Source organism: Streptomyces sp. NBC_01233 (assembly GCF_035989305.1).
Lineage (GTDB): Bacteria > Actinomycetota > Actinomycetes > Streptomycetales > Streptomycetaceae > Streptomyces.
Genome location: NZ_CP108514.1, coordinates 5,175,225 through 5,202,051, shown reverse-complemented (window position 1 = coordinate 5,202,051; position 26,827 = coordinate 5,175,225). Strand labels below are relative to the sequence as shown.

At 68.6% G+C, this 26,827-nt stretch carries 23 protein-coding genes, 1 tRNA gene and 2 pseudogenes; 14 read left to right on the top strand and 12 right to left on the bottom strand.

Annotated elements, in window-relative coordinates; translation table 11 throughout:
• Nucleotides 1–19 precede the first annotated feature (19 nt).
• Together OG332_RS24760 and OG332_RS24755 are read left to right on the top strand one after the other, a co-directional pair.
• Nucleotides 20–1,582 carry an outer membrane protein assembly factor BamB family protein gene (locus tag OG332_RS24760; protein WP_327415541.1) on the top strand — a complete coding sequence of 521 codons (1,563 nt, stop codon included), beginning with the start codon at nt 20–22 and terminating at the stop codon, nt 1,580–1,582.
• Between the two features lie 24 nt (nt 1,583–1,606).
• The gene (locus OG332_RS24755) at nt 1,607–2,926 is read left to right on the top strand and encodes a hypothetical protein (RefSeq protein ID WP_327415540.1); all 1,320 of its coding nucleotides are present in this window, start codon (nt 1,607–1,609) and stop codon (nt 2,924–2,926) included.
• On the opposite strand, the gene OG332_RS24750 is transcribed toward OG332_RS24755, so the two are convergent.
• Nucleotides 2,914–3,492: a restriction endonuclease fold toxin-2 domain-containing protein gene (locus OG332_RS24750; protein ID WP_327415539.1), complete on the bottom strand. Its 579-nt coding sequence runs from the start codon at nt 3,490–3,492 to the stop codon at nt 2,914–2,916. The two genes, OG332_RS24755 and OG332_RS24750, sit on opposite strands and share 13 nt — an antisense overlap.
• A 225-nt stretch (nt 3,493–3,717) precedes the next feature.
• On the opposite strand from OG332_RS24750, the gene OG332_RS24745 reads away from it, so the two are divergent.
• From OG332_RS24745 to OG332_RS24730, 4 genes are all read left to right on the top strand, one after another.
• The gene (locus tag OG332_RS24745; protein WP_327415538.1) at nt 3,718–4,182 is read left to right on the top strand and encodes a hypothetical protein; all 465 of its coding nucleotides are present in this window, start codon (nt 3,718–3,720) and stop codon (nt 4,180–4,182) included.
• A gap of 7 nt (nt 4,183–4,189) precedes the next feature.
• Nucleotides 4,190–4,408 carry a hypothetical protein gene (locus tag OG332_RS24740; RefSeq protein WP_327415537.1) on the top strand — a complete coding sequence of 73 codons (219 nt, stop codon included), beginning with the start codon at nt 4,190–4,192 and terminating at the stop codon, nt 4,406–4,408.
• Nucleotides 4,409–4,608: 200 nt separating this feature from the next.
• The gene (locus tag OG332_RS24735) at nt 4,609–5,064 is read left to right on the top strand and encodes a helix-turn-helix domain-containing protein (RefSeq protein ID WP_327415536.1); all 456 of its coding nucleotides are present in this window, start codon (nt 4,609–4,611) and stop codon (nt 5,062–5,064) included.
• Between the two features lie 4 nt (nt 5,065–5,068).
• Entirely contained in the window at nt 5,069–5,191 is a 123-nt protein-coding gene (locus OG332_RS24730) for a hypothetical protein (RefSeq protein ID WP_327415535.1), read from the top strand.
• Between the two features lie 136 nt (nt 5,192–5,327).
• Here OG332_RS24730 and OG332_RS24725 read toward each other — a convergent pair whose 3' ends face one another.
• Complete coding sequence (locus OG332_RS24725) at nt 5,328–6,725, bottom strand: IS1380 family transposase (protein WP_327415534.1); 1,398 nt, start codon at nt 6,723–6,725, stop codon at nt 5,328–5,330.
• Between OG332_RS24725 and OG332_RS24720 the strand changes: the two genes are divergently transcribed.
• Together OG332_RS24720 and OG332_RS24715 are read left to right on the top strand one after the other, a co-directional pair.
• Nucleotides 6,660–7,307 (top strand): PIN domain-containing protein, encoded by a 648-nt coding sequence (locus OG332_RS24720; RefSeq protein ID WP_327415533.1) that lies wholly within the window; start codon nt 6,660–6,662, stop codon nt 7,305–7,307. The genes OG332_RS24725 and OG332_RS24720 overlap by 66 nt on opposite strands.
• A 399-nt stretch (nt 7,308–7,706) precedes the next feature.
• Nucleotides 7,707–8,633, top strand: coding sequence for a glycosyltransferase family 2 protein (locus OG332_RS24715; protein ID WP_327415532.1), 927 nt, complete (start codon nt 7,707–7,709; stop codon nt 8,631–8,633).
• Nucleotides 8,634–8,734: 101 nt separating this feature from the next.
• On the opposite strand, the gene OG332_RS24710 is transcribed toward OG332_RS24715, so the two are convergent.
• Nucleotides 8,735–11,368, bottom strand: a complete 2,634-nt coding sequence (locus tag OG332_RS24710; RefSeq protein WP_442816200.1) for a valine--tRNA ligase — start codon at nt 11,366–11,368, stop codon at nt 8,735–8,737.
• 185 nt (nt 11,369–11,553) lie between these two features.
• On the opposite strand from OG332_RS24710, the gene OG332_RS24705 reads away from it, so the two are divergent.
• The 3 genes from OG332_RS24705 (at nt 11,554) to OG332_RS24695 (ending at nt 12,940) form a co-directional block, all read left to right on the top strand.
• Nucleotides 11,554–11,727: a hypothetical protein gene (locus tag OG332_RS24705; RefSeq protein ID WP_327415530.1), complete on the top strand. Its 174-nt coding sequence runs from the start codon at nt 11,554–11,556 to the stop codon at nt 11,725–11,727.
• A 539-nt stretch (nt 11,728–12,266) separates the two neighbouring features.
• Nucleotides 12,267–12,521, top strand: coding sequence for a type II toxin-antitoxin system VapB family antitoxin (locus OG332_RS24700; protein ID WP_327415529.1), 255 nt, complete (start codon nt 12,267–12,269; stop codon nt 12,519–12,521).
• Entirely contained in the window at nt 12,521–12,940 is a 420-nt protein-coding gene (locus OG332_RS24695) for a PIN domain nuclease (RefSeq protein WP_013001762.1), read from the top strand. The genes OG332_RS24700 and OG332_RS24695 overlap by 1 nt, the downstream gene beginning before the upstream one ends.
• 497 nt (nt 12,941–13,437) lie before the next feature.
• Here OG332_RS24695 and OG332_RS24690 read toward each other — a convergent pair whose 3' ends face one another.
• Nucleotides 13,438–18,048: an AAA domain-containing protein gene (locus OG332_RS24690; protein WP_327415528.1), complete on the bottom strand. Its 4,611-nt coding sequence runs from the start codon at nt 18,046–18,048 to the stop codon at nt 13,438–13,440.
• Nucleotides 18,049–18,114: 66 nt separating this feature from the next.
• A complete protein-coding gene (locus OG332_RS24685; RefSeq protein ID WP_327415527.1) occupies nt 18,115–18,978 on the bottom strand; it encodes a hypothetical protein in 864 nt (287 codons plus the stop codon).
• A gap of 555 nt (nt 18,979–19,533) precedes the next feature.
• Between OG332_RS24685 and OG332_RS24680 the strand changes: the two genes are divergently transcribed.
• A complete protein-coding gene (locus OG332_RS24680) occupies nt 19,534–20,352 on the top strand; it encodes a hypothetical protein (RefSeq protein WP_327415526.1) in 819 nt (272 codons plus the stop codon).
• 138 nt (nt 20,353–20,490) lie between these two features.
• Here OG332_RS24680 and OG332_RS24675 read toward each other — a convergent pair.
• The 4 genes and pseudogenes from OG332_RS24675 to OG332_RS24660 form a co-directional block, all read right to left on the bottom strand.
• Nucleotides 20,491–20,682: pseudogene (locus tag OG332_RS24675) on the bottom strand (8-oxoguanine DNA glycosylase OGG fold protein); the annotation flags it as partial.
• A gap of 82 nt (nt 20,683–20,764) precedes the next feature.
• Complete coding sequence (locus tag OG332_RS24670) at nt 20,765–22,102, bottom strand: endonuclease domain-containing protein (protein ID WP_327415525.1); 1,338 nt, start codon at nt 22,100–22,102, stop codon at nt 20,765–20,767.
• A 136-nt stretch (nt 22,103–22,238) separates the two neighbouring features.
• Nucleotides 22,239–22,559: an 8-oxoguanine DNA glycosylase OGG fold protein gene (locus OG332_RS24665; RefSeq protein WP_327415524.1), complete on the bottom strand. Its 321-nt coding sequence runs from the start codon at nt 22,557–22,559 to the stop codon at nt 22,239–22,241.
• 55 nt (nt 22,560–22,614) lie between these two features.
• The gene (locus tag OG332_RS24660) at nt 22,615–22,890 is read right to left on the bottom strand and encodes a hypothetical protein (RefSeq protein ID WP_327415523.1); all 276 of its coding nucleotides are present in this window, start codon (nt 22,888–22,890) and stop codon (nt 22,615–22,617) included.
• A gap of 139 nt (nt 22,891–23,029) precedes the next feature.
• Here OG332_RS24660 and OG332_RS24655 point away from each other — a divergent pair, with 139 nt between their 5' ends.
• Complete coding sequence (locus OG332_RS24655) at nt 23,030–24,649, top strand: IS1634 family transposase (protein WP_327414171.1); 1,620 nt, start codon at nt 23,030–23,032, stop codon at nt 24,647–24,649.
• A gap of 547 nt (nt 24,650–25,196) precedes the next feature.
• Here the strand turns inward: OG332_RS24655 and OG332_RS24650 are convergent.
• Nucleotides 25,197–25,270: transfer RNA gene (locus OG332_RS24650), tRNA-Thr, on the bottom strand.
• A gap of 175 nt (nt 25,271–25,445) precedes the next feature.
• Between OG332_RS24650 and OG332_RS24645 the strand changes: the two are divergent.
• A pseudogene (locus OG332_RS24645) lies at nt 25,446–25,730 on the top strand (MFS transporter); the annotation flags it as partial.
• A 270-nt stretch (nt 25,731–26,000) separates the two neighbouring features.
• Here the strand turns inward: OG332_RS24645 and OG332_RS24640 are convergent.
• Together OG332_RS24640 and OG332_RS24635 are read right to left on the bottom strand one after the other, a co-directional pair.
• Nucleotides 26,001–26,255 (bottom strand): hypothetical protein, encoded by a 255-nt coding sequence (locus OG332_RS24640; RefSeq protein WP_327415522.1) that lies wholly within the window; start codon nt 26,253–26,255, stop codon nt 26,001–26,003.
• 128 nt (nt 26,256–26,383) lie between these two features.
• Nucleotides 26,384–26,824, bottom strand: a complete 441-nt coding sequence (locus tag OG332_RS24635; protein ID WP_327415521.1) for a hypothetical protein — start codon at nt 26,822–26,824, stop codon at nt 26,384–26,386.
• Nucleotides 26,825–26,827: the final 3 nt, after the last annotated feature.

Sequence of the window (26,827 nt, the reverse complement as noted above, 5' to 3'; positions counted from 1 at the left end):
CACCGGCCACACTCTCCCCATGACCGATGAGCAGTGGCGCGGCGGTTTCGGACCCCCGCCCGACCCGTTCGAACCGGAGCCACAGCCACGAACGCAGCCGCAGCCGCAACCGGTCCCCGCGCCCGCCGGCCGGTTCGCGAACCTCCCCGCCGGCCGGTTCACGGGCCGGACGGCGCGCGTGACGGCACTGGCCGTCGCCGTCCTGCTCGCCGTCGGCGGCGGCACGTACCTCGTGGTCGGCGGCGACCGCGACGAGCCGTCCGCGGCCCGGCCCTCCGCCTCGCCCACGATCGACCGGGGCGACGGCAGGGGCCCCGGCGTCGGCCCCAGCACCTACGACGCCAACGCCGGCATCCAGCCCGGCGAGGCCCGGGTCTGGCTGCGCGACAACCAGGCCGAACTCCCCGGCTCGGGCACCTCCCAGTACGGCCCGTGGCGGGTGGGCGACGTGGTGGTCAAGGCGATCTCCAACGAGCTCATCGGCTACGCGGTGGCCGACGGCCAGGACAAGTGGAAGCTGTCGCTGCCGACCCCGGTGTGCGGGGTTCCGCCGGCCCCGTCCGCGGACGGCAAGCTGGTCCTCGGTCTGAAGGAGAGCCCCTCGGAGACCTCGCACTGCACGCACCTGCAGCAGGTCGACCTCGCCACGGGCAAGGCGGGGTGGAAGGTACCGGTGCCGCCGGAGAACTCCGCGGACACCTCGCTGCAGTTCGAGATGGCGATCAGCGGTGACACCGTGGCCGTGGCCCGGTCCGCGGTCATGAGCGGCTTCTCGGTCACCGACGGCAGGAAGCTCTTCGGCACGTCGAACACGGAAGGCTGCAGCCCGTCCGCGTTCGCCGGGGGATCCCGGCTGATCGGCATACGCAACTGCTTCGACCGGAGCGACGCCCTCGCGCGCGGGCAGTCGATGGTCGAGGAGCTGGATCCGGCCACGGGCACCCCCAAGTGGAGCCACAAGTACGAGAAGGGCTGGACGGTCGGCCGGGTGCTCTCCGTGGACCCGCTGGTGGTCGCCGCGCACCACCAGGACCGCAAGACGTGGAACCTCACGGCGTTCGCGGCCGACGGCAAGGTCCGCTCGCAGAGCGCCGCAGGGTTCGGGGTCAGCGGCCGGTGCAACGGCTTCGGCAACGCAAGCGGGTTCCAGGAGTGCTACGCCGCCGTGGCCGACGCCGACACCCTCTACATCGGCGCGGGCAAACCCGGCACCAGCCTCGGCATCGACGACACCAACCAGGTCGTCGCCGTCGACCTGAACACGGGCAAGGAGCGGTGGCGCACCGCGGAGCAGCCCAAGGGCCGCACCATGTGGCCGCTCGCCCTTGAGGACGGCAGGCTCCTCGTGTACGTCGCTCCCGGCAGCGGCGCGGCGGGCTCGGTCGTCTCGCTGGCACCGGCGGACGGCTCCTCGCAGCCCGTCCTGCAGAGCCCGGCCGTGGCCGCTGGAGCCGAGGCCGTCTTCTACCCCCACGGCATCCGCATCAGCTGGGCGGGCGGACGGCTGTTCCTGCTCAACGGCCGGGTCTACAGCCCGGAACCCAAGAAGAAGAGCCGCGCGATCCTCTCGTTCGGCAAGTAGCGTCGCGCAACCCGGGAGGGGCACGTGCAGAACCCGTACCAACAGCCGAGCCGGCCGGATGGCTTGTACCAGCCGCCGCCCTTCCAGCAGCCGCCGAAACCTCCGCGCAAGCCCAACCGAAAGCTCACGGCAGCACTGACGGCACTGATGGCCGTGGCGGCCACCGCTGCCGTGACCGCCGTCATCATGGCCAGGGACGAGCCCGACAGCCCCCCGGACCCCTCCAAGCCGCTCATCGCGGGCTGGAAGACGGTGGTCAACCCCAAGCACGGCGCCGCGTTCGACGTCCCGCCGGACTGGGAGGTCCTCTCCCCCGACGTCTTCAGCGGCTACGCGGACGACAAGGACTCGGAAAAGATCCTCATCGGACACACGGCGCCCGCCTTCTACAAGTCCCAGTGGTGCAGCATCGACGCCGACGGCGACGGCCAGATGTCCGACGTCGCGCTCGGCAACGTCGGCACCAAGGGGGCCGAAGGCGCCAAGGACACCGCCGAGGTCGCCGAGAAGAACCCCCCGACCTGGGTCTACGCCGCCTACACCCAGCCGGACAAGAGCGTCGTGAAGTGGGACAAGCCCGTGGAGTACACGACGAAGTCCGGAGTGAAGGGCACCTACGTCAAAGCCCGCTCCCAGGGCGCCGAACAACCCAACCGCTGCGCCGGCGACGGCCAGTCGATCGTCTTCGGCTTCAAGAACGCCCAGGGCGCCTTCGTGGCCTGGGACTTCTACGGCCGCACCGCCGTCCCCGGCGCCGTCCGACACCCTGATCATGCGCATCCTGAGCACAGTCCGCCTCTCCCCCACCTCCCCCACACCCACGCCCACCCCATAACCCTGGGCAGCCGGCAGACAAGGCCACTACGTGTCGTCGATGGAGGCGAGGTGTCGCCTCAGTGCGGTGACGATCTCCTCGTCACCGCCTTCCGCCGGCAGCGGCCACGGCTCCTGCTCCCCGTTGGCCATGGCGAGGCTGCTGGCGAAGCGCACCAGATGCGGTGCCGAGGTGAAGGAGTCCCGCAGCCACCGGGCGAAGACCGCGGCTTCGTCAGCGGTCACGTTGGTCAGGGTGATGAAGGCGTAGTCGGACGTGGGCATCGCCGCTGTCCCGTCGATCCAGACACCGGGCGCCAGCTCGATCTCGAAGTCGAGGACCGTGATGCCGTGGACCCCCGAGACCCGGTACTCGACCCCAGGTTCCGGGAACCCCTGCCGCAGGGCCCCTTCCAGGGACGCCAGGTCGGCACCCCATGCCGCCTCGTCAGCTTCGGGCGGGTAGAAGGCGAAGTTGGTCCGGATGTTCCGTTCGGTAGGCACTGTCTTCCCTTGTCTTACGGCACGTAGCGTGTCGAGCCGGCCGTGCCCGTGATCGCCATCATGGACTGCCAGTAGGCCGCGTTGTCCTTACCGTTCGTCACAACCTCCAGTCCACGGATCTCTTTGTTCGCCGGGTTGTCCATAGCCTGCTTGTACCGCAGGAGTTCGCTCTCGTCACCTGCGTACATGGAGTCGATCACAGGGTCATAGGCAAGCTGCCCCTTGGAGTTCACCTTGACCGGCTTGGCCAGGGTTTCTTCCAGACGCTCCAGCGACCGGAAACTCTTCTTCGTGCAGTCGGGGTCTCGGACGTGCTTGGCCTCCACCAGGTATCCGTCGGAGGGGCGGATACCGTCGACCATCAGTCCGCGCTTCCTGCCGGGCAATGGAACCTCTCGCTCCGGATACCCTGATACACGCAGCTGGTACGCGTTGTCCGGGTCACCGGGGCCGCCTCCGCCCGCAAACCCTCCGGTCCCAAGTGAGTCGGCAGAGCCGCCTTCGGGATTCGAACCCGAGACCTGCGCATTACGAGGCCCCACAAGATCATCCCGGCTGATGTCGGGCCCCAGAATCCTGTTTCCCCAGGTCATGAAGGTACGGCCCGGCCTCCGAGTGCCGCCCAATCCACCCTGTGCCACCCCGTCCGCTCACGCACCGCACACGCATGAGACCGGCTTCCGGGGGTGCCGGTTACGGGTGGTCAGCATGCCAATCTGCTGATCACTCTTCGTAGTGGACTGCCTCTCGGGAGCAGCAGCCTGCGCCGACGACAGGAGTTCCGATCTGCAGACACACTTCGCCAGAAGGGGACACCGATGGGCAAGCGCTCCACAGCACGGATCATCGCCGCTCTCGCCACAACGGCCGCGCTGGCCGTCTTACCTCCCACCGAGGCGCACGCCGGCGCCATCGGCTCGACGCCCGTGGCCACCTTCGACTGCCAAGTCGGCGGCGTCACCATGAAGATCCCCACAGGCTGCATGTTCACCCACATCATCCGCGGCGACGGCAAGAACATCACCTACCAGAACGCCGGCGTCGACTGCGGCTTCGTCGGAGCCCTCAACGCAGGCTTCTGCAACTGGCGCATCGACTTCACCTACTCGGACACCGACAACAAGATCTACCGCACCTCCCGCGGCAAGACCCACACCGAGTGCACGATCAACCCGATGCGCGACAACGCACCCCAGAAACTCCCCCGCTACGGAAAGGCGTGCGCGTACATCCACGTCAACGGTGTTCGCCGAGCCGGCCAGTGCCACCACATCACGAAGTGAGCCGCGCATGACCACCCAGCCCACGCCTGAAGGCCCCGCCCGGGAAGCCAAGCGCCGTCGCACCGGCATCACCGCCTTCCTCACCGGCGCCGCCGCGGCCTTCGCCTTCTTCGCCTTCTTCCCCGGCCTCCCCCACGTGATCGACTGGGGCGCGATCCTCGTCTCGCTCGCCGTCGGGGGGCTGGTCCGCTGGGCATGGCATGCCCGCATCACGAAAGCACCCTGATCTGGGCTGAAGCTCGACCGGGTACGCACTCCCTCACGCCGTGGCGGGCCAGGCGGTCAGCCACCTCAGAGCTGCACGGCCCCCCTCCATAGCCACGACACCAGAACGAATTCTGTTGCGGTTATTGCGAATGCTGCAGATAATGCGCTTAAGGGTTGTCTCATCGCGACTCAGACGCCACACGAAGGGACGGTCACACAATGAGCACGTCGACCGCTCGGCCCACGCCCCCGTCCGGGGCGAATGCCGACTTCGCGGCGCGGGCACTCAGGCCGGTGAAGCGGTCCCTCGCCCGCTCCCCGCACGCCGAACGGATCCGGTTCCGGATCGAGGACGGAAACGCCGATCTTGAGCTGCCCCGCGAGGCCGTGGAGCTGCTGGCCGCGGTGCTCAGCCACATGGCCGCCGGCCGCACCGTCTCCATCGTTCCCGAGCACGCAGAGCTGACCACCCAGCAGGCCGCCGACATGCTGAACGTGTCCCGGCCTTTCCTGATCGGGCTACTGGAGGCAGGAGAGATCGACTACCGGAAGGTCGGTACACACCGCCGGATCAGGGCACAGTCCCTGCTCGAATATCAGCGGCAAGACGACCGGAAGCGACGGGCGGCTGCGGATGAACTCACGGCTCTGAACCAGGAGATGGGACTGATCTGATCCCGTGGCATTCACCGTCGTCTACGACGCCTGCGTCCTGTACCCGAGCACGCTGCGCGACCTGCTGATCCGGATAGCCCAAGCCGGGCTCGTGCAGGCTAAGCCTCGATCCACCGATGTGGTCTGAGGGTGATCTTCTGGCGGGCGTCTGTGCCGGTTTTGGGGCGGTGGTTGGGCATGGGCAGGTTGTAGCCGCTGGTCTGCCCAGCTTTTCCACGACTTGGTTCCGGTTGGGCCCTGGCGGGCGGGGTGGGCAGGGGGCGTCAGGCCGGGCCGGGTGGGCCGTGGACCGTGTCGAACAGGTGCGTCCAGGCGTGCTGCCAGGGCCAGTTGTGCGGTAGGTGCAGGGTGATACGGCGGGCTGAGCGGGCGATCCTGGCGGGCACGTGGATCAGGTGGGCGCGGAGGGTGGCGGTGGTGGCCTTGGCGTGGAAGGCGGAGGTCAGAGCACCGGTGGCCCGCAGCAGGTTGTAGGTCATGGCCCACAGGGTGAGCCAGGCCGCGTTGGCGTTGAACTGTCCGGAGGGCAGGTGGGCGAGGGCGGAGGCTTTGCTGTCGGCGATGACCTGCTCGACGACGGCGTGGTGACGGTGTTCCCGCTCGGCCTGGAGCGTGGGGGCGGGCTGGTCGGTGAAGAACGGGTGGTAGCGCCAGACGGGGAACAGCTCGCCCTGCTCACCGACGCCGGCGGGTTTGGCCAGGTCCCGGACCCGGCGCACGATCAGCCGGGCCGTGACCCGCTCGCTCTTCTTGCGGCCGGCGAACGCGGTGTATGCGGGTATCTCGGCGACTTCGGCGCCGGAGATGAGCTCCCCGGTGTCGGGGTCGGGCACCGCGGTCGGGTAGCTGATCTGCTGCCACGTGCCGTCCGGGATGGCCAGGACGGCCCGTTTGATGGAGGGGTTCATGCCGGTCGTGATGGAGAAGTGGGCTCCGGCCCGGCGGCAGGCGGCGATCACACCGGCGTTGTAGAACTGCGAGTCCGCCCGCAGGATCCGCAGGCCGGTGCAGCCGGCCTCCCGGGCGGTGGCCAGAGCCTCGCTGACGAACTTGGGGGCACCGCGGGAGTCGGCCGCCTTGCCCCGCCGCATCCGTGCCCCGGCGATCACCGGCCGCGCGGCGGGGGTGCAGATCGTGGCGAGCAGGGGGTGCAGGGTGCGGACACCCTTGAACCGGCCGTACTCGCCACCCTGCTTGGTCCGGCCGTAGACCCGTTTGTGGGTGGAGTCGACATCGATGAACGCCTTCTCGCCCGCGCCGGGCAGCAGCGGGGTGTGCGAGGCCAGAGCGGCCAGGAACCCGCGGTGCACCGCGTGGAGCTGGAGCGCGTGACCATGGGTGAACGAGCGCAGAAACGTGCCCAGCGTGGACGGCGCACGGACGCCTGCGAACAACACGGGCATCGCACCGTGCCGCAGCACATCCAGATCGTCGATGCTGTCCGCGCCAGCGACCATCCCGGCCACGATGCTGGTCACCTTGGCGTCCGCCGACGCGCCCGCGCCGTTCTTCGCGCCGGTCAGCTTCACCTTCTCGGCCACCAGCCGGGCAAGCCCGCACCGCTCGGCCAGCCGCATCACCGGGACCAGCCCGGCATGCGCGACCAGATTCGCGTCATCGAACGCGGCAAACACCGCCGAAGCAGCATGGGAAGATTGCATCTCGCGGATGTTCTCTTGCTCTGTGGAAATGGAACCGTAGGAAGTCCCATCATCCCAGCTCAGAGGGCATCCGCGTCTTCATGTCCAAGCCCTGGACCGGCTATTGCTCGGTGGATCGAGGCTAAGTGGACCGAAAGGATCTTGGACGAAGTCTTCACGAATCTCCAGGCCAACAGGCCAGAGCTCGACCCCTCGAAACTGACCCGGACCCGAGAGTTGATGATGCGGGCCGTGCGGGACTGCCTCGTCAAGGACTACGAACCGCTCGAGTCGGCCCTCCAACTGCCTGACGCCGACGACCGCCACGTCCTTGCCGCCGCCATCAAGTCCCGAGCCCAACTCATCGTCACCAACAACCTCGAGGACTTCCCGGACGAGACCCTCTCACAGTGGAACGTCGAAGCCGTAGGTGCGGACGATTTCGTCCTCGCTCAGATCGACCTCGATCGCCAACGGGTCTTCGCCGCCGTCCAGCAGATCGCCGACTCCTGGCGAAGGCCGCCCGGCAGCACGGGGGACGTTCTCAACCGGTTGGAACGGGATGGCCTTGTGGAGTCGGCAGCGGCCCTTCGCGCAGGGTGAGGAAACAGCCCCAGCGCTCACGCATCGGCCGTCAGCACCTCCGCAGAGCGCTGAACCCCTAGCCCGGAAACGAAGAAAGTGCAGATCACCTGGGGTGACCTGCACTCTTCGATGGAGCCGCCTTCGGGATTCGAACCCGAGACCTACGCATTACGAGGCCCCACAAGATCATTCTGACTGATGCCGAACGATGCCACAGAATCCCGTTTCCCCAGGCCAGAGGCATCCGACCGTGATCACCATGACGCCGGGTCCACCCTAGTGCCACCCAGTCCGCTCACGCAGCGCTCACGCACACGAGCTGCGCACCTACTTCAAAGCGGCTCGCGCGACCGTCATAGCGGCGCGCAGGTGCCCGGCTCCCTTCGGCACCGCGGCCATGAGCGGACGGGAGACAGCGTGACCATCGCGGATTCTGGAGGCATCAGCTTCGTCGTTCCCTGCCACAACGCGGGCGACTACCTCATCGAAGCCGTGGAGTCTCTCGCCGAGCAGCCGCTTCAACGTCCGTACGAGGTAGTGATCGTGGACGACGAGTCGGACGACGACGCGACCTTCAAGGCCATCGACACCTGCGCCGATCTGCCCGGCGTACGCGTCGTCCGGCTCGAACAGCGCCAAGGGCACCACGTGGCCAGGAACGCCGGCGTAGCAGCCGCACGGATGGAGTACGTGATGCAGGTGGACGCCGACGACCGGCTGGCCACCGACCCGCATCTCCTCAGGGAAGGGTCCTACCCGGACAGGGCGGTGGAGGCCCTCGAGTCCGATGCCGATACGGCCTTCGTGCACACGATGTCGTGGGTGATCGGTGCCTTCGAGGGGTTCACCATCTCCTCGTACCCGTGCCGCGAGGATCTGGTGGCGCGCAAGCACCACGTTCCGACGTCGATAGTCTGCCGGCGGGCAGACGCTCTCGGATGCGGGCTGTACGACCCGAGGGTGCTCAAGTGGGGTGACTGGGCTTTCGCGGTCAACCTGCTGGCCAGCCGGTACAGACGAGGGGCGGGCAACAACATCCACTGCGTCGCCGGTCCCTTCTACGAGTACCGAGTGCACTCTCGGTGCGATCGAGTGTCCGATGCGGAGATCTCGGAGCTCGACATGACTCTCCTCGTCGTCCAGAAGAACCTGGACTTCTTCCAGGACCGACTGGACCGGAGAGACGGGGCTGCCGAGATCGCCCTCGACCTGCTGGGTCAGAAGCCGACGCGCCTCGACGACCTCCTGCACATGGCGAAGTTCGATCTCCACCAGGCCCAGATCGTCGCCGAGCAAAGCGAGTTCTCTCTGTCGAGCCCGTACGAGACGCTGCGCATTCCGTAGGCCTCACCGCCGAGAGCCCGAGTCAGAGGGTGTCCGAGGCCGAAGAACGCGAAGGGGGCCCAGACCACGTGGCCTGGGCCCCCTTCGGCGTGTTCCGACGCCTACTGCGGCGGCAGCTTGTCCAGCTGGGCCTGGAGCCGGGCGATGTCCGCCTCGGCCTTGGCGAGCCGGCCCTTGATCTTGTCCACGACGTTGTCGGGGGCCTTGGCGATGAACGCCTCGTTCCCGAGCTTGGCCTCGGCCTGCTGCTTCTCCTTCTCGGCGGCGGCCAGGTCCTTGCTCAGCCGCTTGCGCTCGGCCGCCACGTCGATGGTGCCCGACAGGTCGAGCGAGACCGTGGCGCCGGCCACCGGCAGGGAGGCGGTGGCGGCGAAGCCCTCGCCCTCCGGCTGGAGGCGCAGCACCTGGCGGATGGCCGCCTCGTGCGGGGCCAGCGCCGTGCCGTCCAGCTCCAGGCGGGCCGGGACCTTCTGGCCCGGCTGCAGGCCCTGGTCCGAGCGGAACCGACGGACCTCCGTGACGACCTGCTGGACCAGCTCGATCTCCTGCTCCGCGGCCTCGTCGCGGAACCCGGAGTCCTTCGGCCACTCGGCGATGACGACCGACTCGCCGCCCGTGAGCGTGGTCCACAGGGTGTCCGTGACGAACGGGACGATCGGGTGGAGCAGCCGCAAGGTGACGTCGAGGACTTCGCCCAGGACGCGCGCAGAGACCTTGGCCTGGTCGCCCTCCTCGAAGAACGTCGTCTTCGACAGCTCGACGTACCAGTCGAAGACCTCGTCCCACGCGAAGTGGTACAGGGCGTCCGCGAGCTTGGCGAACTGGTAGTCCTCGTAGTACGCATCCGCCTCGGCGACGACCTTGTTCAGCCGCGACAGGATCCAGCGGTCGGCAGCCGACAGCTGCTCGACCGGCGGCAGGTCACCCTCGACCGTGGCGCCGTTCATGAGCGCGAAGCGCGTCGCGTTCCAGATCTTGTTGGCGAAGTTGCGGGACGCCTGCACCCAGTCCTCGCCGATCGGGACGTCGACACCCGGGTTGGCGCCCTTGGCCAGGGTGAACCGCAGGGCGTCGGAGCCGTACTTGTCCATCCAGTCCAGCGGGTCGACCGTGTTCCCGAACGACTTCGACATCTTCTTGCCGAACTCGTCGCGGACCATGCCGTGGAAGGCGATCGTGCGGAACGGCGGCTGGCCGTCCATCGCGTACAGGCCGAACATCATCATCCGGGCGACCCAGAAGAACATCAGGTCGTAGCCGGTGACCAGGACGGAGTTCGGGTAGAACTTCTCCAGGTCCGGCGTCTGCTCGGGCCAGCCGAGCGTGGAGAACGGCCACAGGCCGGACGAGAACCACGTGTCGAGGACGTCGGTGTCCTGCGTCCAGCCTTCGCCGGTCGGCGGCTCGTCGTCGGGTCCGACGCAGACCAGTTCGCCGTTCGGGCCGTGCCAGACCGGGATGCGGTGGCCCCACCACAGCTGGCGCGAGATGCACCAGTCGTTGAGGTTGTCGACCCAGTCGAAGTACCGCTGCGACATGTCGGCCGGGTGGATGTCGACCCGGCCGTCGCGGACCGCGTCGCCGGCGGCCTTGGCGAGGGTCTCGACCTTGACCCACCACTGCAGCGACAGGCGGGGTTCCAGCGTCGTCTTGCAGCGTGAGCAGTGGCCCACGGAGTGGACGTAGGGGCGCTTCTCGGCGACGATCCGGCCCTCGGCGCGCAGGGCGGCGACGATCGCGGAGCGCGCCTCGAAGCGGTCCAGGCCCTGGAAGGGGCCGTGGACGGTGATGATGCCGCGCTCGTCGAGGACCTCGATGGATTCGAGGTCGTGGCGCTGGCCGATGGCAAAGTCGTTCGGGTCGTGCGCCGGGGTCACCTTGACGGCGCCGGTGCCGAACTCCGGGTCGACGTGCGTGTCGGCGACGACCGGAATGCTCCGGTCGGTCAGCGGCAGCTTGATCTGCTTCCCGATCAGACGGGCGTAGCGCTCGTCGTCGGGGTGGACGGCGACGGCCGTGTCGCCGAGCATCGTCTCCGCGCGGGTCGTGGCGACGACGATGGTGTCCTCGCCCTCGCCGTACTTCATGGAGACGAGCTCGCCGTCGTCGTCCTGGTAGTCGACCTCGATGTCGGAGATGGCCGTCAGACAGCGGGGGCACCAGTTGATGATGCGTTCGGCGCGGTAGATCAGCCCGTCATCGAACATCTTTTTGAAGACGGTCTGGACGGCTCGGGACAGGCCCTCGTCCATGGTGAAGCGGTCCCGGCTCCACGCCAGTCCCTCGCCGAGGCGCTGCATCTGGCCGGCGATCTGCCCGCCGGACTCGGCCTTCCACTCCCAGACGCGCTCGACGAAGGCTTCGCGGCCCAGGTCGTGGCGGGACTTGCCCTCCTTGGCGAGCTCGCGCTCGACGACGTTCTGGGTGGCGATACCGGCGTGGTCCATGCCGGGCTGCCACAGCGTCTCGAAGCCCTGCATGCGCTTGCGGCGGGTCAGGGCGTCAATCAGCGTGTGCTCGAAGGCGTGGCCCAGGTGAAGCGAGCCCGTGACGTTCGGCGGCGGGATGACGATCGTGTACGCCGGCTTCTCGCTCTTCGCGTCCGCCTCGAAGTACCCGCGCTCTACCCAACGCTCGTACAGCGCCCCCTCTACCTCGGCCGGCGCGTACTGGGTCGGCAGCTCATGGGTAGGCGTCGGCCCGCTATCGGGGCTCTGTGGAGTGTTGTCGGTCACGACGGTCATTCTAGGCCCGTAGCCCTCTGCCCTCGCCTGACTTTCCTCGGCCGAGCGGGCTGTCACCGGGACGCAAAGGTGGCCGCACGGAGGAGATTCAAGTGTGACCAAGAACACTTCCGTGCGGCCGGTGTTCATCGTACCCGCTCGATCGATGGTCTCGTACGGGAAGGCGGCCCCACCCCATGGGACGGCAGCGGCCCGCGACCTGTCGTGCGCGCTGGGGTGGGTCCGCATGTGCGCGTCGTCCGGTCCCCCTCCAGCGGAAGGCCGAGCAAGAGGAGCAGGCTCGCAAGGCCGCCAAGAAGGCCAAGCGGATGAAGAAGGGCAAGGCCAAGAAGGCCGCGGAGAAAGGCTGACAACCCCTCCGCTCACGCATCACTCACGCACGGGGCCTCGGGCCCCAGCCGACGCATGCGCCGACCGGCCCCGGAAATAGCAAAAGCCCCAGGTCACGGCGAGTGAGTCCTGGGGCTTCTACAGAGCCGCCTTCGGGATTCGAACCCGAGACCTACGCATTACGAGACCATGAGCGTTCGTGTTGCGCGGTGCCTCGTCGTGCTGTCCAGTGACGTTTTGCCTGATCAGAGCATGTGCAGCAGGTTGACCCGTGCTACCCCGTGATGCACCGTCCAAAGGCGTCTGTCCACCGGCTGTCCACCGACAGGGCTGCTTGGCCGGCCGCCTCTCGCCGCCCCATCGCTTCTGGCGAAACCCCCGACAGGGGCGGAGCCTGACATGAGGACGACCGTCCATTTCCCACAAGGAGCGACCGCGCGACACGTCACCATGAACGCCGCAGCCTCCATCCATGGACCCTTTGATCAAAACGATATCTGTCACAGTCGACGAATGGTATCGTTTCGCTGACGGAAGCATATCCGAAGGGATCACCCACATGGCCAGAACCGTCATCGACCTCGATGAAGGCATGGTCACCGAGGCCATGCGCATCTTCGGGACCAAAACGAAGGCCAAAGCCGTCCGCCTCGCCATGGAAGACGCCGTCAAGAGGCACCTGCGGCAGGAGGGCTTCGACGCCATGGAGGCCGGCGAGCTCGACTTCAGTGAGATCGTCGAGAACACCGGGCCCCGCAACGCAGACGGCTCCCTCAAGCACAACGGCGACCGCGACGGAGGCCGGGCCGCCTGATGCAGGACCGCTATCTGATCGACAAGTCCGCCCTCGCCCGCTGGACGAAGCCGAGCGTCAAGGAGGTGCTCAAGCCTCTGCACGAGCGCTACCTCCTCGCCGTATGCCAGCCCACCGAGTTCGAGATGATCCACTCCGCACGGGACAGCTCGGAAGCAACACGGATCAGCACCTGGCTCCACGCCTTCGACTACCTCCGCACCGACGACGACACCTTCACCCGCGCTCTCGAGATCCAACGCCATGCCCTCAACGCAGGCTTCCACCGCGCTCTGTCCCTCCCCGACCTGCTGATCGCCGCTACAGCGGAACTGAACCGGCGAACGGTCCTCCACTACGACGGAGACTTCGACATGATCGCCTCCCTCACCGGCCAACCCACCGAATGGGTCGTCCCGCCCGGCAGTGCCGACCGATGAGCATGCCGGCCTTCCCCACCTCCGATGAGTTGTCCGGTGTCACTCATCGAATGGTCGCTGGGGAGCGCGGCAGCCGGCCTGCGTCAGCGCACTGGTCACCCTGCACAGCCTGGCTCTGCGCGGATCCCTGCGGTTTCCGGGCTGGACCGCCGGGGTAAGCCTCGTCGAACTGGCCCTCGCCATCTTCTTCCTGGCGCCGATCGCAAACGCCCCTCTCGGCCTGTTCTACCTGCTCGGGACGGCGACCAAGGCCGTCGCCACCGGCCTGACGCTCCGTATCCGCCGGATGTACCTGACGGCGCTGGAGGACCGGGCCGCGCGCCTGGCGATAGAGCGCGTCCGGCTCGCCGCGGCTGCGGAGCGCTCCCGGGTCGCGCACGCCAGCAAACTGGCCTCGCGGGACGCGGGGCTGTATCGAGATGCGGTTCCGCCTCGTGGGCACGACCAGCTACGGACCGCCCCGCAGCCGCCGCGCAGCCCCGCTCCGCTGGGGTCTCTCAGTCCTGGATGTACCGGACGATGACGCGCATGTGGGTGCCCAGCTCCGTCTGCCAGCTCACCTCGTCCCCGACCTCTCGCCACATCAGCGCCTTCCCCTGTGGGGTGTCGGGGCTCAGCCGCTCCGCCTCGTCACCCGCGAGCATCGCGATCTCGTACGTCATGATGCCTGGCTCGTCCGGATCCTCAACTCCGACGAGGCATCCAGGGACGACCATTGCCCCGCCCGTCAGAGAGGAGTCAGGGACCACTTGGTCGAGCACGGCACGCAGGTGGCTGCGCCGCTCCTGCAGGGCCTGGCGTCGCCTGTCGTGGTCGGCCAGCTGGGCCCTCCTGGACGACGAGTCCACGGCCACGATCTCCGGAAGCGGCTGGTCCAGCGCGTCCTGCACGCGCTGGATTTCGCGCTGCACCCGTCGATGGGCGGCGACGCTGAGCCGGTCGACCGGGAGGCTGAGGGAGGATCGGGCACCGCCGGGCACTGCGGATCCCGTCACGGGGGTGGGTTCGTCGCCGCGGGTCGGCTGCCGCGGCACGGCCGGAAGACTCTTCACCGGGGCCCGGTCAGCTGTCGGTCGTGCACGCAGCAGTTCCGTCGTACGGCCGTCGGAAACGCCGGAGGAGCCGGGTACGTGGTGCCGCGCCAGCCCCACCTGACCGTCGTCTCCCAGTACCGGTACGTCTGCGTGGGCGATCGCGGCGCGGATCATGGCCTGTACCTCGGGGTGGGCGACCCGCACGACGGCATGCCCCTCGCGCAGGATGTCCACGGCGTCGGCCCCTGGGAGGCCCGGCGCACCCGCTCCCCCGAGAAACCGTGCCGTCCCGGGCACGGTCGCCCGCATGCTGAACGCGTGCTGGGCTGCATTGACCTCGTCGCGGTGCAGCCGTGCCACGGTCACGAATCGGGGCTGTGCCTCGTCAGTGCCGTGCGGGGGCTCGGGCTGGATGTCCTGTCGCCCGGCGGATGGGGCAGCAGAGGGGGCGGGCTCTGCGTTGCCGGTGGGTACGACGTCGCCGTCGCCTGTCGGGACCGTGCCGCCTTCGCCGGTCGGGCCTATGCGGCCGTCCTTGGCGGCTCGGTGTGCGGGTGGGTACGCCGCCGACTCGATGCAGAGTCGGTCGAGTTCCGCCCACAGCGGTTCGAGTGCCCGTTCCGGGTCGAGGAAGAAGCGGCTGCCCCGGATGCGGACGAATGTCCAGCCCACTCGCTCCAGTTCGCGCTGGCGTGCCGCGTCCGCGTCCGCGTTCTCCTCCGTGTGAAACGCGTCGCCGTCGCACTCCACGGCAAGGCGTCTGGTGCCGCCCTCGACGACCAGGTCGATGCGGTAGCGGCCAGCCGGATACTGCGGACGCACCCGGTAGCCCCGGGCCCGCAGGGCCAGGTAGACACGCTGCTCGAAAAGGCTGTCGAAGGCCTCGTGCGGAACGTCCGGCCGGACCTCGCCGAGTCCGAGGCCGTCCTGCTCCTCGGCCGGGCGGGAGAACCAGTCCAGATAGGCACGCCGCAGATCGGTCTCGCCGAGTTCCGTGAGAGCGAAGCTGTGGAACAACCACACCTGGTCGCGGGCCCGGGACGCGGCCACGTTGAGGTGCTGCCGGTACAGGGAGCTGCTGAAGGAGCCGATGCGGCGCGGCCCGTCGGGGCCGGTAAGCGACACGACCGTACTGACGAAGACGATGTCGCGCTCGTCGCCCTGGAACTCCTCGGCGTTGCCCACGCGCAGGCGTCGGCGCTGTCGCTCATCCAGCGGGATCCGGTCGGCCAGCAGGTCTTCGATGAGGTACTTCTGCCCCGCGCCGAGCAGGGTGATCACACCCATGGTGCGCCCCGCGTAGGCGGGGTCGGCGATGCACCGGGCGACCTCATCCACCAGCCGCACCGCCTCGGACCGGTTGACCTGCTTCAGTCCGCTGCCTTCGACGTAGCCATCGGGAACATGCACCGGGCGCAAGGGCCGCAGCCGGTCGGCACCGTACTGTCGCAACGGCTGGAGCCGGCCGCCATAGCAGAGCTCGTTGGAGAATCCGATGATCTCCGGCATGCACCGGAAGTGTTCCTGGAGCATCAGCCTGCCGCGGCCTCCGGCCAGACCGGAAGCGATGTCGAAAAGGCTGGCGGTCGGTGTGAACAGGTTGCGGCGGGCGGCAGGCAGCTCGGCGAGGAGCCGTCGCTGGAGTGCGAACTGCTCGTCGTGGTCCACGCCCACCTGGGCGGGGCTGACCTGTTGGTCGTCGCCGACGACGATCACCTTCGCGCCCAGCCAGGCGAGCAGCAGCGCCTCGGGGCCGGATTGGCTGGCCTCGTCGACGATCACGACGTCGAAGCGCCCGGCTCGGTCCATCGGCACGGTTTCGGTCACCTGGTGCAGCGGCATGATCCAGGCGGGCACCGCCGCCTGGCTGGCCTGCAGGCTCTCCCGGGCCTGTCTGCGGTAGGTGGCCGCGTACTTGCCGGTGCCCTTGCCCAGCTTGCGGACGTTCTGCTGGTACGAGGTGAGGGCCACGGCCTGGTCGTCCGTGAGCCGGGACAGACAGCTGAACCAGGCCTTGTCGGCCGCCAGCCGTTCCAGGCCGATGCGGATCTCGACGTCCGCCTCGGCGAGCAGCCGCAGCTGCCGGGCCTCGGCCTCCGGGTCCGTCAGCTCCGTCATACGGTCGTACCAGACCGACCATGCCCACGCGGCCTCGAAGTCCGCGAGCCGGGTGTCCCACGCGTCATCCTCAGGTGTGGATTCCAGGCTGTCTGCGAGGTCCGGGAGTTCGGCCGCGACCAGCCGGTAAGCGTCGTCGCACGCCTTCTTGCGCGCCAGTGCCTCCCGCAGGTCATCCACGTCGTTCACCGCCGCGCTGTAGGCCGCCGCGTCGCGGGACTCGACCGCGGCGCGGGCCCGTTCGAGGGCCACCGAGGCGCCCCTGCGGTGCGCTGCGGCACGCAGTACACGCAGGGCCTCGTCGATCAGAGCGCGGGCAGGGTCGGCGGCCCGGCGTGCCGCTCTGGCCCGCAGGACGCTCCGGACTGTGTCGGCCTGGTCCCGGTTGCCCCAGCCGAGGCCTGCCAGCCCCGGCGCGGCCCGGCCGGCGCCAACCACCGCGTGGCGCAGGTCGGCGAGGCTGATCAGGGCGGTGAGGGTGGCGATGTCCTGGCGCAGGCGGGCGGTGCGCCGAGCTGTGGCCTCCCATGCGTCGGGGCCGTCGCCCCACTCCCGCTCGATGTCCTGGAGGTGCCGCTCCAGCGTGACGCGGTGCAGCACGGCGGACGCGGCGACCGCTGTCTCCACAGCCCGGCCGTCGACCCGCACGGTCTCGGGGAAGGTGCCGACCGCTTTGCGCAGCCGGGTCTTCAGGCCCATGGCCCCGCGCAGTTTCTGGCCGGACGCGAGCCCGTCCCGCAGGGTGGCGGCCAGCCCGAGCGCCGTCGGTACGTCGTACGCCTCCAGCCCAGTGACCAGCGTGGAGCCGAGGGCACCCTCCGCCTCCTCGATTGCGGTCAGTGCCGCGGTGGTGCGCTCGTGGCGGCTGCGCGCGGCGAGATCCTGCCCGGCGAGGATCTCGTCGCGCAGCTCGGCGGCCCAGACGGCCGGCATCGAGGTGGCTGCCCTGGCCGCGGCGGTGAAGTGGTCGAGCGCGGTGGCCAGTTGGTTCTGCTGTGCCGTGGTGAGGGCGGACACGGCGTCGTCGAGGCGGGAGACGGAGCCGTCCTGCCGGAGCGCGGCGAGGTCGGCCTCCGCCGCCTTGACCGTCTCGACCGCCTCGGCGAAGGCGGGCACCGTGGGCAGCTGTCCCGGCTCGGGCAGCGCGGCACTCACCGATGCGGCGAGAGCACGGTGCCGGTCGGTGAAGGCGAGCGCCGCACGGCGCAGGCGCGTGAGAACCTCGGCGTCCAGCGTCGGGGCATCAGCGGGGACGGCGCCGATCCAGCCGAACCGCGGGTGTTCCTCGGCGAGCCGCTGGGCGATCCGGGCCAGGGTCCCCTCATAGTCGCCGATCTCGGCAGGATGGCGGTATGTCTCCTGCTCCCGCAGCGCGCGCAATGCCTTCAGGGCGAGCGCCTGCGCGGACCGGGCGGATCTGAGGCGCTCTTCGTGCTCCTGGATGCGTCGTCGGTACGCCCGTGAGGAGAAGTCTCCCTGCCGGTCGAGGATGGCCTTGACAGAGTGCTCCAGTTCCAGTTGCCCGGCTCCGTCGTCGGTACGGCTCACGCACAGCGCGCGGATGCCTACGGGGAGTTTGTCCTTCAGGACCTTCAGGGCACGTGCCGTATGGCTGGTGATCAGTACGCGGTTGCCGTGCGCGAGAAGGTCGGTGACCAGGTTGGCGATGGTGTGCGTCTTACCAGTGCCCGGCGGCCCCTGGACCACGACGAGATCCCGGTCCCGCAGCCGCTCGGCGATGGTGCGCTGTTCGTCGTTGGAGGGCAGCGCGAAGTACAGCTCCCGTGGAGGTCCCGCGGCGTCACCGCTGTCTGGTTCTCCCAGTGGCCGGTCACCGCCCGCACCGGCGATCGCCCGCAGCAGAACGGTGGGCTCAGCGCCCTGCTCGATGGACAGGGCGACGGCGCGCAGCGCTTCGAGCATGCTGCGCCGGGTGCGCTCTCTGAGCAGCAGCACCGGCGCGAAGCTGACGACCGGTACGGCGGGGTCTCCCGCTGCCCGGTGCCGATTCGGTGCGCTGTCCTAGCGTCCTGCTTCGTGGGCCGCGATGATCCAGGTGGTGAGAGCCCGGTGCAGGTGGTCGGCCAGCTGCGGATCCGTGGTGTCGCCGGCGGCTTCCAGCTCCTGCCGTACGAGGGCGCGGATGTCCGCCCGCGCCTTCTGCCCTGCGTCGAGCATGGACTCCTCCAGCACCGGGCTGCCGTGCTCGGGATCGGGTCCGACGGTGATGGCTCCGGTGTCGGGGTCGATGGTGATGACGGCCCGGCAGGTGACGAGATGGCGGCGGATCGGCTCGCTCTGCGCCGACCAGGTGAGGTAGCCGAATCCGACGACCAGTTCGAAGGTCTCGCCGAGTTCGGAGGCGTCCACGCACAGGCGGTAGAGGCGGTCGTAGGCGCGTACGACGGGCTTCATGGCGCGGTCGAGACGTGCCCACCCTTCCCATTCACGGGACCAGGCGCGGTACTGGGCGTACACGGTGTCACGCTGGGGCGAGTCGGCCAGGGACACGGTGATGTGCCGGATGCGTGCGCTTCCCTCGGCGGAGATCTCGTCCGCCGGTATGTCCGTCTCGGCCCGCGGCTCGGGGGGCGTTCCCCTTGCCGAGTCGTGGATCTCCCGGTCGTCCAGCCAGTGGGCGAGCGGCAGCGGCGGAGCCGGCGGTTCGTGCCGTACGGGGCGGTCGGCCCGCAGCCACAACGGCATGTCGCGGGGGACGGCGTCGGTGAGGAAGGAGCCGAACTGCGCAGGCAGGTCGGCGAACCACACCTGGTGCCTCGCGTCGTCGTGCGTCCGCACCGGCTTGGTGCGGCTCTCACCCACCTCCGCGAGGTAACGGAAGACGTGGCGGACAACATCGTCGGGCGTCACGGCGGATGCGGGCACGAGCCACCTCGCTGAACTGGTGGAACCAAAGTATGAAGAGTGTGCGCATCCTATCTGCGTGGCTCGTCTGAGAGGGCGGGTACCGCCCTCTGCTGAGCTGCGATGCGCGTGATGGTCCGGACGTCGTCTTCGAGCAGATGCGCCTGCATGCCCGCGGCCTGGGCGGCCTCGACGGTGACGGCAACATCATCGATGAAGACAATGGACGCAATAGCGCCACCTCCCAGGCACCAAGGAAGCTGTTGCTCAGGATGCCCAGCATGGCCCTGCGAGGCGCTCCTGTTCTCGTAGGGAGAGACACCCCGCTCGGATCCGTTGTCCGACGGCAGGGCTGCGCGCTGCCCAGGCTGCCATGGGGCGCCGAGGGCCGGTATGAGCCGTAGCAGGGGATAGGCGGATCCGACGGACAGGAAGTCCCCGACCCCGGTCTCGCCGGATGGCCCCACATCCCGGCCGCCTTTGCCGAATGCAAGAATGCGGTGCTTGGGCGGAGAAGTGCATCGGCTCGGGGCGGGCACGAGCACTGTTGGAACGGGGGTAGCCATGGCGTTGGTTATGTGTCCACTGTGCAGCGACGACGAGGACATCGAGGTGATCCGCACGCTCGACGGCGGACGTCGTCTCGTGACGCACCGGTGCGGCTATGAATGGGAGCACAAGGAGCCCACTCTCCCGAAGGGGAATCCGCCCCGATCGTTCGACGACCTCAAGGCCCGTTTCCCGAAAGCCGAGGACGTCGATCCCGGGCGGCTGGAGCGCGCGGCCCTGCTGAAGGAGCGGTACCTCGCGATCAAGCCGGGCTTCGACCCCGACGTGGCGGCCTACTGGGCAAAGTACCAGCGGATCTTCTCTCCCGACGGGCTGTGGACGTGCGACCCCAGAGTCCTCAAGGACTTCGCCAACTCCGAGGTCGGAGCCCGGCCCGGCAATCAGGCCACGTTCAACTCCGCGTGGAACGACATGGGCGATGCTGCGGCCGGGGAGGCGACCCGCAGGACGATCGAGTACCTCCTACACGAACCTGACGACGTGCCGCTCGAAGACCGGCTCCAGCACCTGCTGTCCGGCACCAAGCCGTTCGCCATGACCGGTTTCAAGGAGGCCCTCCTCACAAGGGTTCTCTGCGTGATGTACCCCGACGACTTCCTGACGATCCTCAAGTACACGACCGAGGCGGGCGGCAAGCGCGAGATCGCGCGGATGGTCTACGGACTGGAGCTGCCAGCCCCCGAGTCGGTGAACTGGACCCTCGGCCGACTCATCCTCTGGAGCAACGACCTCCTGCACACCCTCGTCGGCCAGGGCTTCGCCAACCAGCAGCACTCCGCCGCGTTCCTGTGGTGGGCCAAGGATCAGGTCGAGGGACTTCAGTAGGTTGCCGTACATCGCCTGTGGGCCCTCGTAGCCCTCGATGGGCTCGGCATGGCTGAACGCGAGAACGCCACCAGGGTTCAGCCGCTTCGCGATGAGCTCGCCGTGCCCGCGAAGTACAGTGCCTGCCTTGGTGAAGAACGCCGCACCCAGATAGGGGATGCGTTGATCGTTATTTAATGCCCGGTACGCCTGAACGGCGCCCTCTTCGCCCAACACGCCGAGTGCCGCGTTCAGGCAGGCGTCGAGTCCTACCGGGAACGTGTTCGCGGAGATCTTTCCCCGCCTGTGTACGGACTGTGCTTTGGTACCTGTGCCGACTCTGCTGCGCATTTCGCTGGGGCGTGCGGGGTGACCGCGTCGGGGGCCAGCAGCTGCGAGGTGACGGTGGGGTGTCAGGTCTCCCGGTGCCCGCTCAAAACAGTTCTAGGTCCTCGCCGCTGGTGTCCGCGATGACTGGCCGGAACTGGGCAGGGAGGCCGTCCAAGCGGTCAGGACCGGCCGCGGCGGCCACGGCAGGGGCCGTCTCGGCCAACCAGACACGAAACCGCTCGGCGGCTTCGCGGTAGGGGACTCGCGCCAGGACACGGTGCTCGCCGGAGGGGCAGAAGTCGACGGCGACAGTGAGCAGGCAGGAACGGGGCGCGTTCTGACTGCCCGTCCAGGACACGCGCAGGACACCGCAGGGCTTGCGCCCGCGGGGGGCGCGGTGGGTCGGGCGCAGCGATCGGCAGGCTATGTGGGCGGTCCATGCGGCGAGGTGCGGCAGGGGCAGGGTGGTGCGTGCGCGGCAGCCAGGGCAGCGGTGCCAGTGGCGGAGCCAGTCGTCGGTGTCGGTCTGGAAGAGGCGCGTGTAGCGGTTCGCCACGCGGATGTCGTTGCTGTACAGGTGGTCAGGGCGTTCCTGTGTGTTGCAGGACTGGCAGACGGGGGCCCGGACGTAGCCGTGTTCGTGGCAGTGGTCGAGCACGGTGGCGGGCGCAGTGCGGCAGACGGCGCACGCCCACCCAGCCACCCTGCGGGAGGTACCGGGCTTCCTGCTGAGCACCGAGTACAGCTGGCCTTCCAGCTCTTTGTTGTACGGGCGCAGTGAGGCGGTGGGGCCCTCGGGGCCCGTCTTCTGCCGACCGCCGGCGTCTCGGGCCCGCCGGGGGTGGGAGGGCGGCTCGGTGACGGCTGCGCTTGCCTGGCGGGTCCGCGCGGCTTGCACCCACTGCGTTTCGGCGTGCTCGGCCGCGTCCAGCAGCCTGACCACAGCGCGCGGCAGCCACCACGTGCGCTGCGTCCCGTCGCGGGTCTGCTCCACGAGCATCTGTCGCCAGTCGATCCCCGCCAGATGGTACGGCCGACCGACTTCACGTCGCGCTGCCCGCTCGGGGCCGCCCAGCTCCTGCAGTTCCCCCGTGATGCGCCGGCGCCAACGCAGCGGCGTTTCCTCGTTGCACTCCTGCCTCGGCGCCCCACGAAACGGACCGATGCGGACCAGGTCCTGCCGATCCATCCCCACCGCGTTCAGTTCCGCGGCCGCCCGGCGCACCTCAACCTCCGAGACACTCCTCTGACCGCCGCTCGCCCTCACCGTCGCCACCACATGGCCGCCGAGCAGGACGTACCCCACCCGGGTAGGAGAGCAGGTGAATGCCCCAGAAGCCGTCGGCACAGCACTGTCGGCCGTCAAATCGACCCACAGAGCGTCCGCGGCAACCAGGGTGATCAGGCCGTCTGTGCGACCGGGCATGACACGCTCTGACATACCCACAGGCTAACGGCGCCAACGCGGCAACGGGTCTCCAAGCGCCCCGGTCAGCCGGTCCGCCGCCCGCAACTCCATATTCCTGAGCATCTGGTTCGTCAGCACCTCCCGTGCTCGTAGCGTCACCACCAGAACGTCAAGAACCGGGCAAGTCGCCCTCGCGCATCAGCGGTCCCCGAGCCCAAACGAATTGAGCAACAGAGTCTGTGCCCCACACGAGCGCCTCGACCAGGAGGTGCCGGTTGCCCGTGGTGGTTCCGGTCTCGCGGGCGATGGTGAACACCGTTCGGCGGTCCACTCGGGGCCACCGCTCCGGCGTAGGGCAGGCGTCGAGTTCGGCGGGCCACCACATGGCGTCGGGCAACAGGAGCATCCAGCGCACCTTGTCGAAGGGGATGGCCTGGTCGAGCACCGAGTCGTGGTCTGGCAAGGGGAGTTTGTCCGTCAGGTCGGTCATTCAGGCTCTGATGCGGATCAGCTCGGTGACGTGTTCGTCTTCTCGGAGGTGGGCGTCAGGTCGGCAGCGCCGACGAACCCAGAGGTGCCCCAAGGTTCGTGGCGATCCCGGAGACTTCCGCGAGCAGTCGCTCCGGTGGCTGGTCAAGGTCGAGGGCCTGCCGGTGGATGCGGATGCCGGCATTGCGGATGACGTGTGCGGCATGCGGAGCGTTGCCTCTGGCGCAGACGAGATGTCCGGTCGGCAGCCCCAACCTGGTACAGGGCGAGGAGTTGGTAGAGGTTGGCGTCCGGGAAGCCTCCGGGGCGTTCGCCTTGTACTTGGCGTCCACGACCGCTAGATCCGTACTTCGCGGGTGGCTGAGTCAGGTGGAGTTGGTGTCTGGCCGTGTCCGGTCCGGGGGTGGCTGTGTTGATCCGGGTGTGACGAAGTCTTCCCGGTCCCCACGGCTGCGGACGGTGCGCCCGCGCATGGAATGTGTGGTCACCTCCGTGGTGGAGAAGCGTCTGGGCGCTCTGCCTGTCGCTGCCGAGTTTCTGCGCCGGCTTGATGTGGCCGGGACCGTCGACCGGCTGTGCCCGGGCCGCGACATCGCCCATGTGACGCACGGCCAGGTCATCGAGGTGCTGGTGGCCAACCGGCTGACCGCACCCGCACCCCTGTGGCGGGTGGACCGCTGGGCCCGGGAGTGGGCGGTGGAAGAAGTATTCGGAATTGAGGCGGAACTGCTCAACGACGACCGTCTGGGCCGGGCCCTGGACGCCATCGCCCCGCGGCTGAGAGAGCTCACCGACAGCATCGGGGCCCAGGCGATCGGCGAGTTCGGCATCGATGTGTCCACGTTCCACTGGGACATGACATCCATGTCGCTCTACGGCGCCTACCCGGCCGATGACCAGGACGAGGAGTATCCCCGCATCAGACACGGCCATCCCAAGGACCGCCGCTACGACCTCAAGCAGATCCAGACCGGCCTGGCGGTGACCGGCGACGGCGGTATCCCCCTGCTGTCCCGCGTCATCGACGGCGGAGCCGCGGAGATCTCCCAGATCACCGGCACCATGAACGCTCTGCGCGCGATGGCCGGACCGAAGAAGTTCCTGCTGATCGCCGACTCCAAGCTGATCTCATACGGCAACGTCACCGCCCTGATCGGGGCCGGGACCGATTTCATCGCCCCGGCCCCCGCTTCCAGGGTCGACGACGCCGTCTACGCCGCCCTCGACCTCGAGACGGCCACCGTCGTGGACTACACCCCCGCCCGCGACGAGAACACCCCCGCCGCAGCGCGTGAGACCTACCGGGTCCTGGAAGACATCCACCTTGTGACCGGGCCCCGCAAGAGCGATCCCCCGCTCCAGGTACGCCGGATCCTGGTGCACTCCACCGGCAACGCCAAAGGCCAGCAGCGGGCCCGCGAGAAACGCCTGGCCAAGGCCCGCGAAGACCTCGACAAGCTCCAGCACTCTGCCGGCGGCCGCTACTACAGCACCGCAGAGAAGATCGCCGCACGCCTCGGCGTGATCACCCGCACCCGCCGGGTCTCCGGCTGCCTGCACACCGAGATCACCACCGACGAAACCGGACGGCCCGCCCTGTCCTGGCACTTCGATCAGGACGTGCTCCAGGCCGAAGCCGCCGTCGACGGCTGGTACGCGCTGCTGACCACCCTCACCCCCGAACAGGCCGATCCCGGCGAAGTACTACGCCGCCACAAAGGCCAGGGCACCGTCGAGCGCCGATACAGCGACTTCAAGGGCCCCCTGGCCGTCACCCCTGTCTTCGTGCAGGACAACAAACGCGTCGCCGCACTGATCACAGTGATCTGCCTGGCCCTGCTGCTGTTCTGCCTGATCGAACGCCAGGTCCGCCGAGCCCTCGGCGGCGACCAGAAGATGCAGGGGCTCTACCCCGGCAACCAGAGGGTGCGGCCCACCGGCCGGATGATCCTCTACCACCTGTCCGACCTGCGGCTACGGGTCGGCAGCGCCACCGACCCACCCGTCATCGCCATCACCCGGGGCATCCAGCTCCACCTCCTCGACCTCCTCGGCCTGGAACCCACACATCCCCGCTGGCCAGAGACCTGAACGAACTACCCGCGAAGTACAGAGCTAGAGGCTGTCCGAGTCGCCCTACCAGACGAAGTCCGGCTCACCTTCGCGCAAGTCTCCCTGCTCCAGTCTGCGCGACGGCTCCGCGCCATGAACGCGGAGGGCGAGGTCGTCGCCCTCCGACGCTGAGCGCCACCCCGAGGCCGTTCCCCCATGCGTATCGCGGGAGCGCTGATTCCGCCTACGGCTGTCGGAACGACACAAGACCGAGACCGCTGATCGCAGCACCCGGACCGCCCGACCGGCGCCAGAACCCGGACTCGGCGAGAGAATTCCTGACTGTCCATCACGCACAGCTGTCCACCGGCTGTCCACCGAAGATATCGAGATCTTGACGGGGCTCCGTGGTTCAGCTGAGCAAAGCAGCAGGTCACAGCCCTGCGGCAGCCTATCGACAACAGCATGTGAAACTGCGACCTACGCATTGCGATACGCAAACCGCCAGTGCCCGTTTTACCCGAATTCCAAGGTCACTCTATACAAGAAACCCCAGGTCAAAGGCTTGACCTGGGGTTCACCACAGAGCCGCCTTCGGGATTCGAACCCGAGACCTACGCATTACGAGTGCGTTGCTCTGGCCAACTGAGCTAAGGCGGCACCGCTGGTCAGACAAGTATTCCCTCGAAGAGGGGCGCTCATCAGCAGCGGCGCCAAGTCTACAGGGTGTGGACGGGTGCCCTGAACCGGGTTCTGCGGGGGTGAGGTGGAGGTCACATACTGGGGCAGATGCGCCGTATTCGGTGCATCGTTCTGCTGTGCGTCCCCCCGAAGGATGAGATGTCCCGTGGCCCGAGCCGTAACGGGAACGTCCGGGCGTTGGGCGATGCTCGCCGTGCTGTGTGCCAGCCTGCTGCTCGTCGCGATGGACGCCACCATCCTGCACGTCGCACTCCCCTCCCTCATCGACGATCTCCAGCCCAGCGCCGTGCAGCAGCTGTGGATCACCGACATCTACGGGCTGGTCCTCGGCGGGCTGCTCGTCACCACCGCCGCCGTCGGCGACCGGTTCGGGCGGCGGAAGCTGTTCCTCATCGGCTTCGTGCTCTTCGGCGTCGCCTCCGTGGTCACCGCGACCTCCGAGACCTCGGCGCAGCGACGCCTTCGACGGCGCCCTGGCCACGACCTCGTACGTCTCGATCGGGATCACGGCCGCCGTCCTGGTGCTCGTGGTGTGGATGGTGCCCGGCTCCTTCAAGACCACCGGGTCCGCCCACTAGGCCGCTGCGTTCCTGTCGGACCTCGGCGCACCGCCCTTTTCGGGAGCGGAAACGCCGCGGGGGCGGCCGACGTCTGCGCCGGTCCGCCCCCGCGGCGCGAGCCGCCCGGGTCAGGCGCCCAGGTGGTGCCCCTTCGCCCACTCCTTCTCGCCGTCCGTGATGCAGTTCGAGCTGTAGACGGGGCCGGTGAACGCCGGGCGGTTGCTGGGCACCGCGGCGAACGTCGAGCAGTTCGACGAGAAGCCCGCGCGACCGCCGGAGAAGTAGTCGATGTCGACGCCGTCGTTGGCCAGGGCGGCGCCGGCCCCGCCCAGCAGGATGCCGGCGGCCAGGACGGATGCGGTGACAGCAGAGCGAATACGCATGACTCCCCTAGGGATGTATGGAAGGACGCGCTGGTCGATGTACGCGTCGGCCGGTCCAACCGCCCGAAGGCGGCGACAGGAACGGCAGTTCACTCCAATGCCCGCAGCAGTATCGTTTCGACACCCTGCTACCAGGACAGCCGCGGGTCCTGCGCGTGCTCCGGAGAGTGCTCCAGGTCGGTGCGGCCCAGGTCGGTCCGGAACAGGACGCCGGGATGCGGGCTCGTGCGCCACGACGGCGGAGCGTCGTGGAACCGCTCCGTGCCCGGTACCCCCACCTCCACCAGCGCGCCGTCCCGGAACATCCACAGGCCGAAGCAGTCGTCCTCCTCGTCGTGGAGCATGACCTGCACGCACTCCGGGTTGTTCCACGGCAGCGACTCCAGGTCCTTCAGCACTCCGCGGCGCTGGCCCTCCCGGTAGAACTCGATGTACCAGCCGCCGACGAACCAGTCGGGTATCTGCTCGAACCGGCCGCGCCAGGTGCGCGTCTCGTCGTACCGGGTCAGCGGCTCCATCACCTCGTCCTCGTACCGCGCCAGCACGATGATCTGCGCCATTCTGCTCATGGC

Coding starts and splice junctions, on each gene's coding strand:
- OG332_RS24760 (WP_327415541.1), top strand. CDS start 20: ATGACCGATGAGCAGTGGCGCGGCGGTTTCGGACCCCCGCCCGACCCG.
- OG332_RS24750 (WP_327415539.1), bottom strand. CDS start 3,492: ATGACCTGGGGAAACAGGATTCTGGGGCCCGACATCAGCCGGGATGAT.
- OG332_RS24745 (WP_327415538.1), top strand. CDS start 3,718: ATGGGCAAGCGCTCCACAGCACGGATCATCGCCGCTCTCGCCACAACG.
- OG332_RS24740 (WP_327415537.1), top strand. CDS start 4,190: ATGACCACCCAGCCCACGCCTGAAGGCCCCGCCCGGGAAGCCAAGCGC.
- OG332_RS24735 (WP_327415536.1), top strand. CDS start 4,609: ATGAGCACGTCGACCGCTCGGCCCACGCCCCCGTCCGGGGCGAATGCC.
- OG332_RS24720 (WP_327415533.1), top strand. CDS start 6,660: ATGCGCGACCAGATTCGCGTCATCGAACGCGGCAAACACCGCCGAAGC.
- OG332_RS24725 (WP_327415534.1), bottom strand. CDS start 6,725: ATGCAATCTTCCCATGCTGCTTCGGCGGTGTTTGCCGCGTTCGATGAC.
- OG332_RS24705 (WP_327415530.1), top strand. CDS start 11,554: ATGGGACGGCAGCGGCCCGCGACCTGTCGTGCGCGCTGGGGTGGGTCC.
- OG332_RS24700 (WP_327415529.1), top strand. CDS start 12,267: ATGGCCAGAACCGTCATCGACCTCGATGAAGGCATGGTCACCGAGGCC.
- OG332_RS24695 (WP_013001762.1), top strand. CDS start 12,521: ATGCAGGACCGCTATCTGATCGACAAGTCCGCCCTCGCCCGCTGGACG.
- OG332_RS24680 (WP_327415526.1), top strand. CDS start 19,534: ATGTGTCCACTGTGCAGCGACGACGAGGACATCGAGGTGATCCGCACG.
- OG332_RS24670 (WP_327415525.1), bottom strand. CDS start 22,102: ATGTCAGAGCGTGTCATGCCCGGTCGCACAGACGGCCTGATCACCCTG.
- OG332_RS24665 (WP_327415524.1), bottom strand. CDS start 22,559: ATGACCGACCTGACGGACAAACTCCCCTTGCCAGACCACGACTCGGTG.
- OG332_RS24655 (WP_327414171.1), top strand. CDS start 23,030: ATGGAATGTGTGGTCACCTCCGTGGTGGAGAAGCGTCTGGGCGCTCTG.
- OG332_RS24640 (WP_327415522.1), bottom strand. CDS start 26,255: ATGCGTATTCGCTCTGCTGTCACCGCATCCGTCCTGGCCGCCGGCATC.
- OG332_RS24635 (WP_327415521.1), bottom strand. CDS start 26,824: ATGAGCAGAATGGCGCAGATCATCGTGCTGGCGCGGTACGAGGACGAG.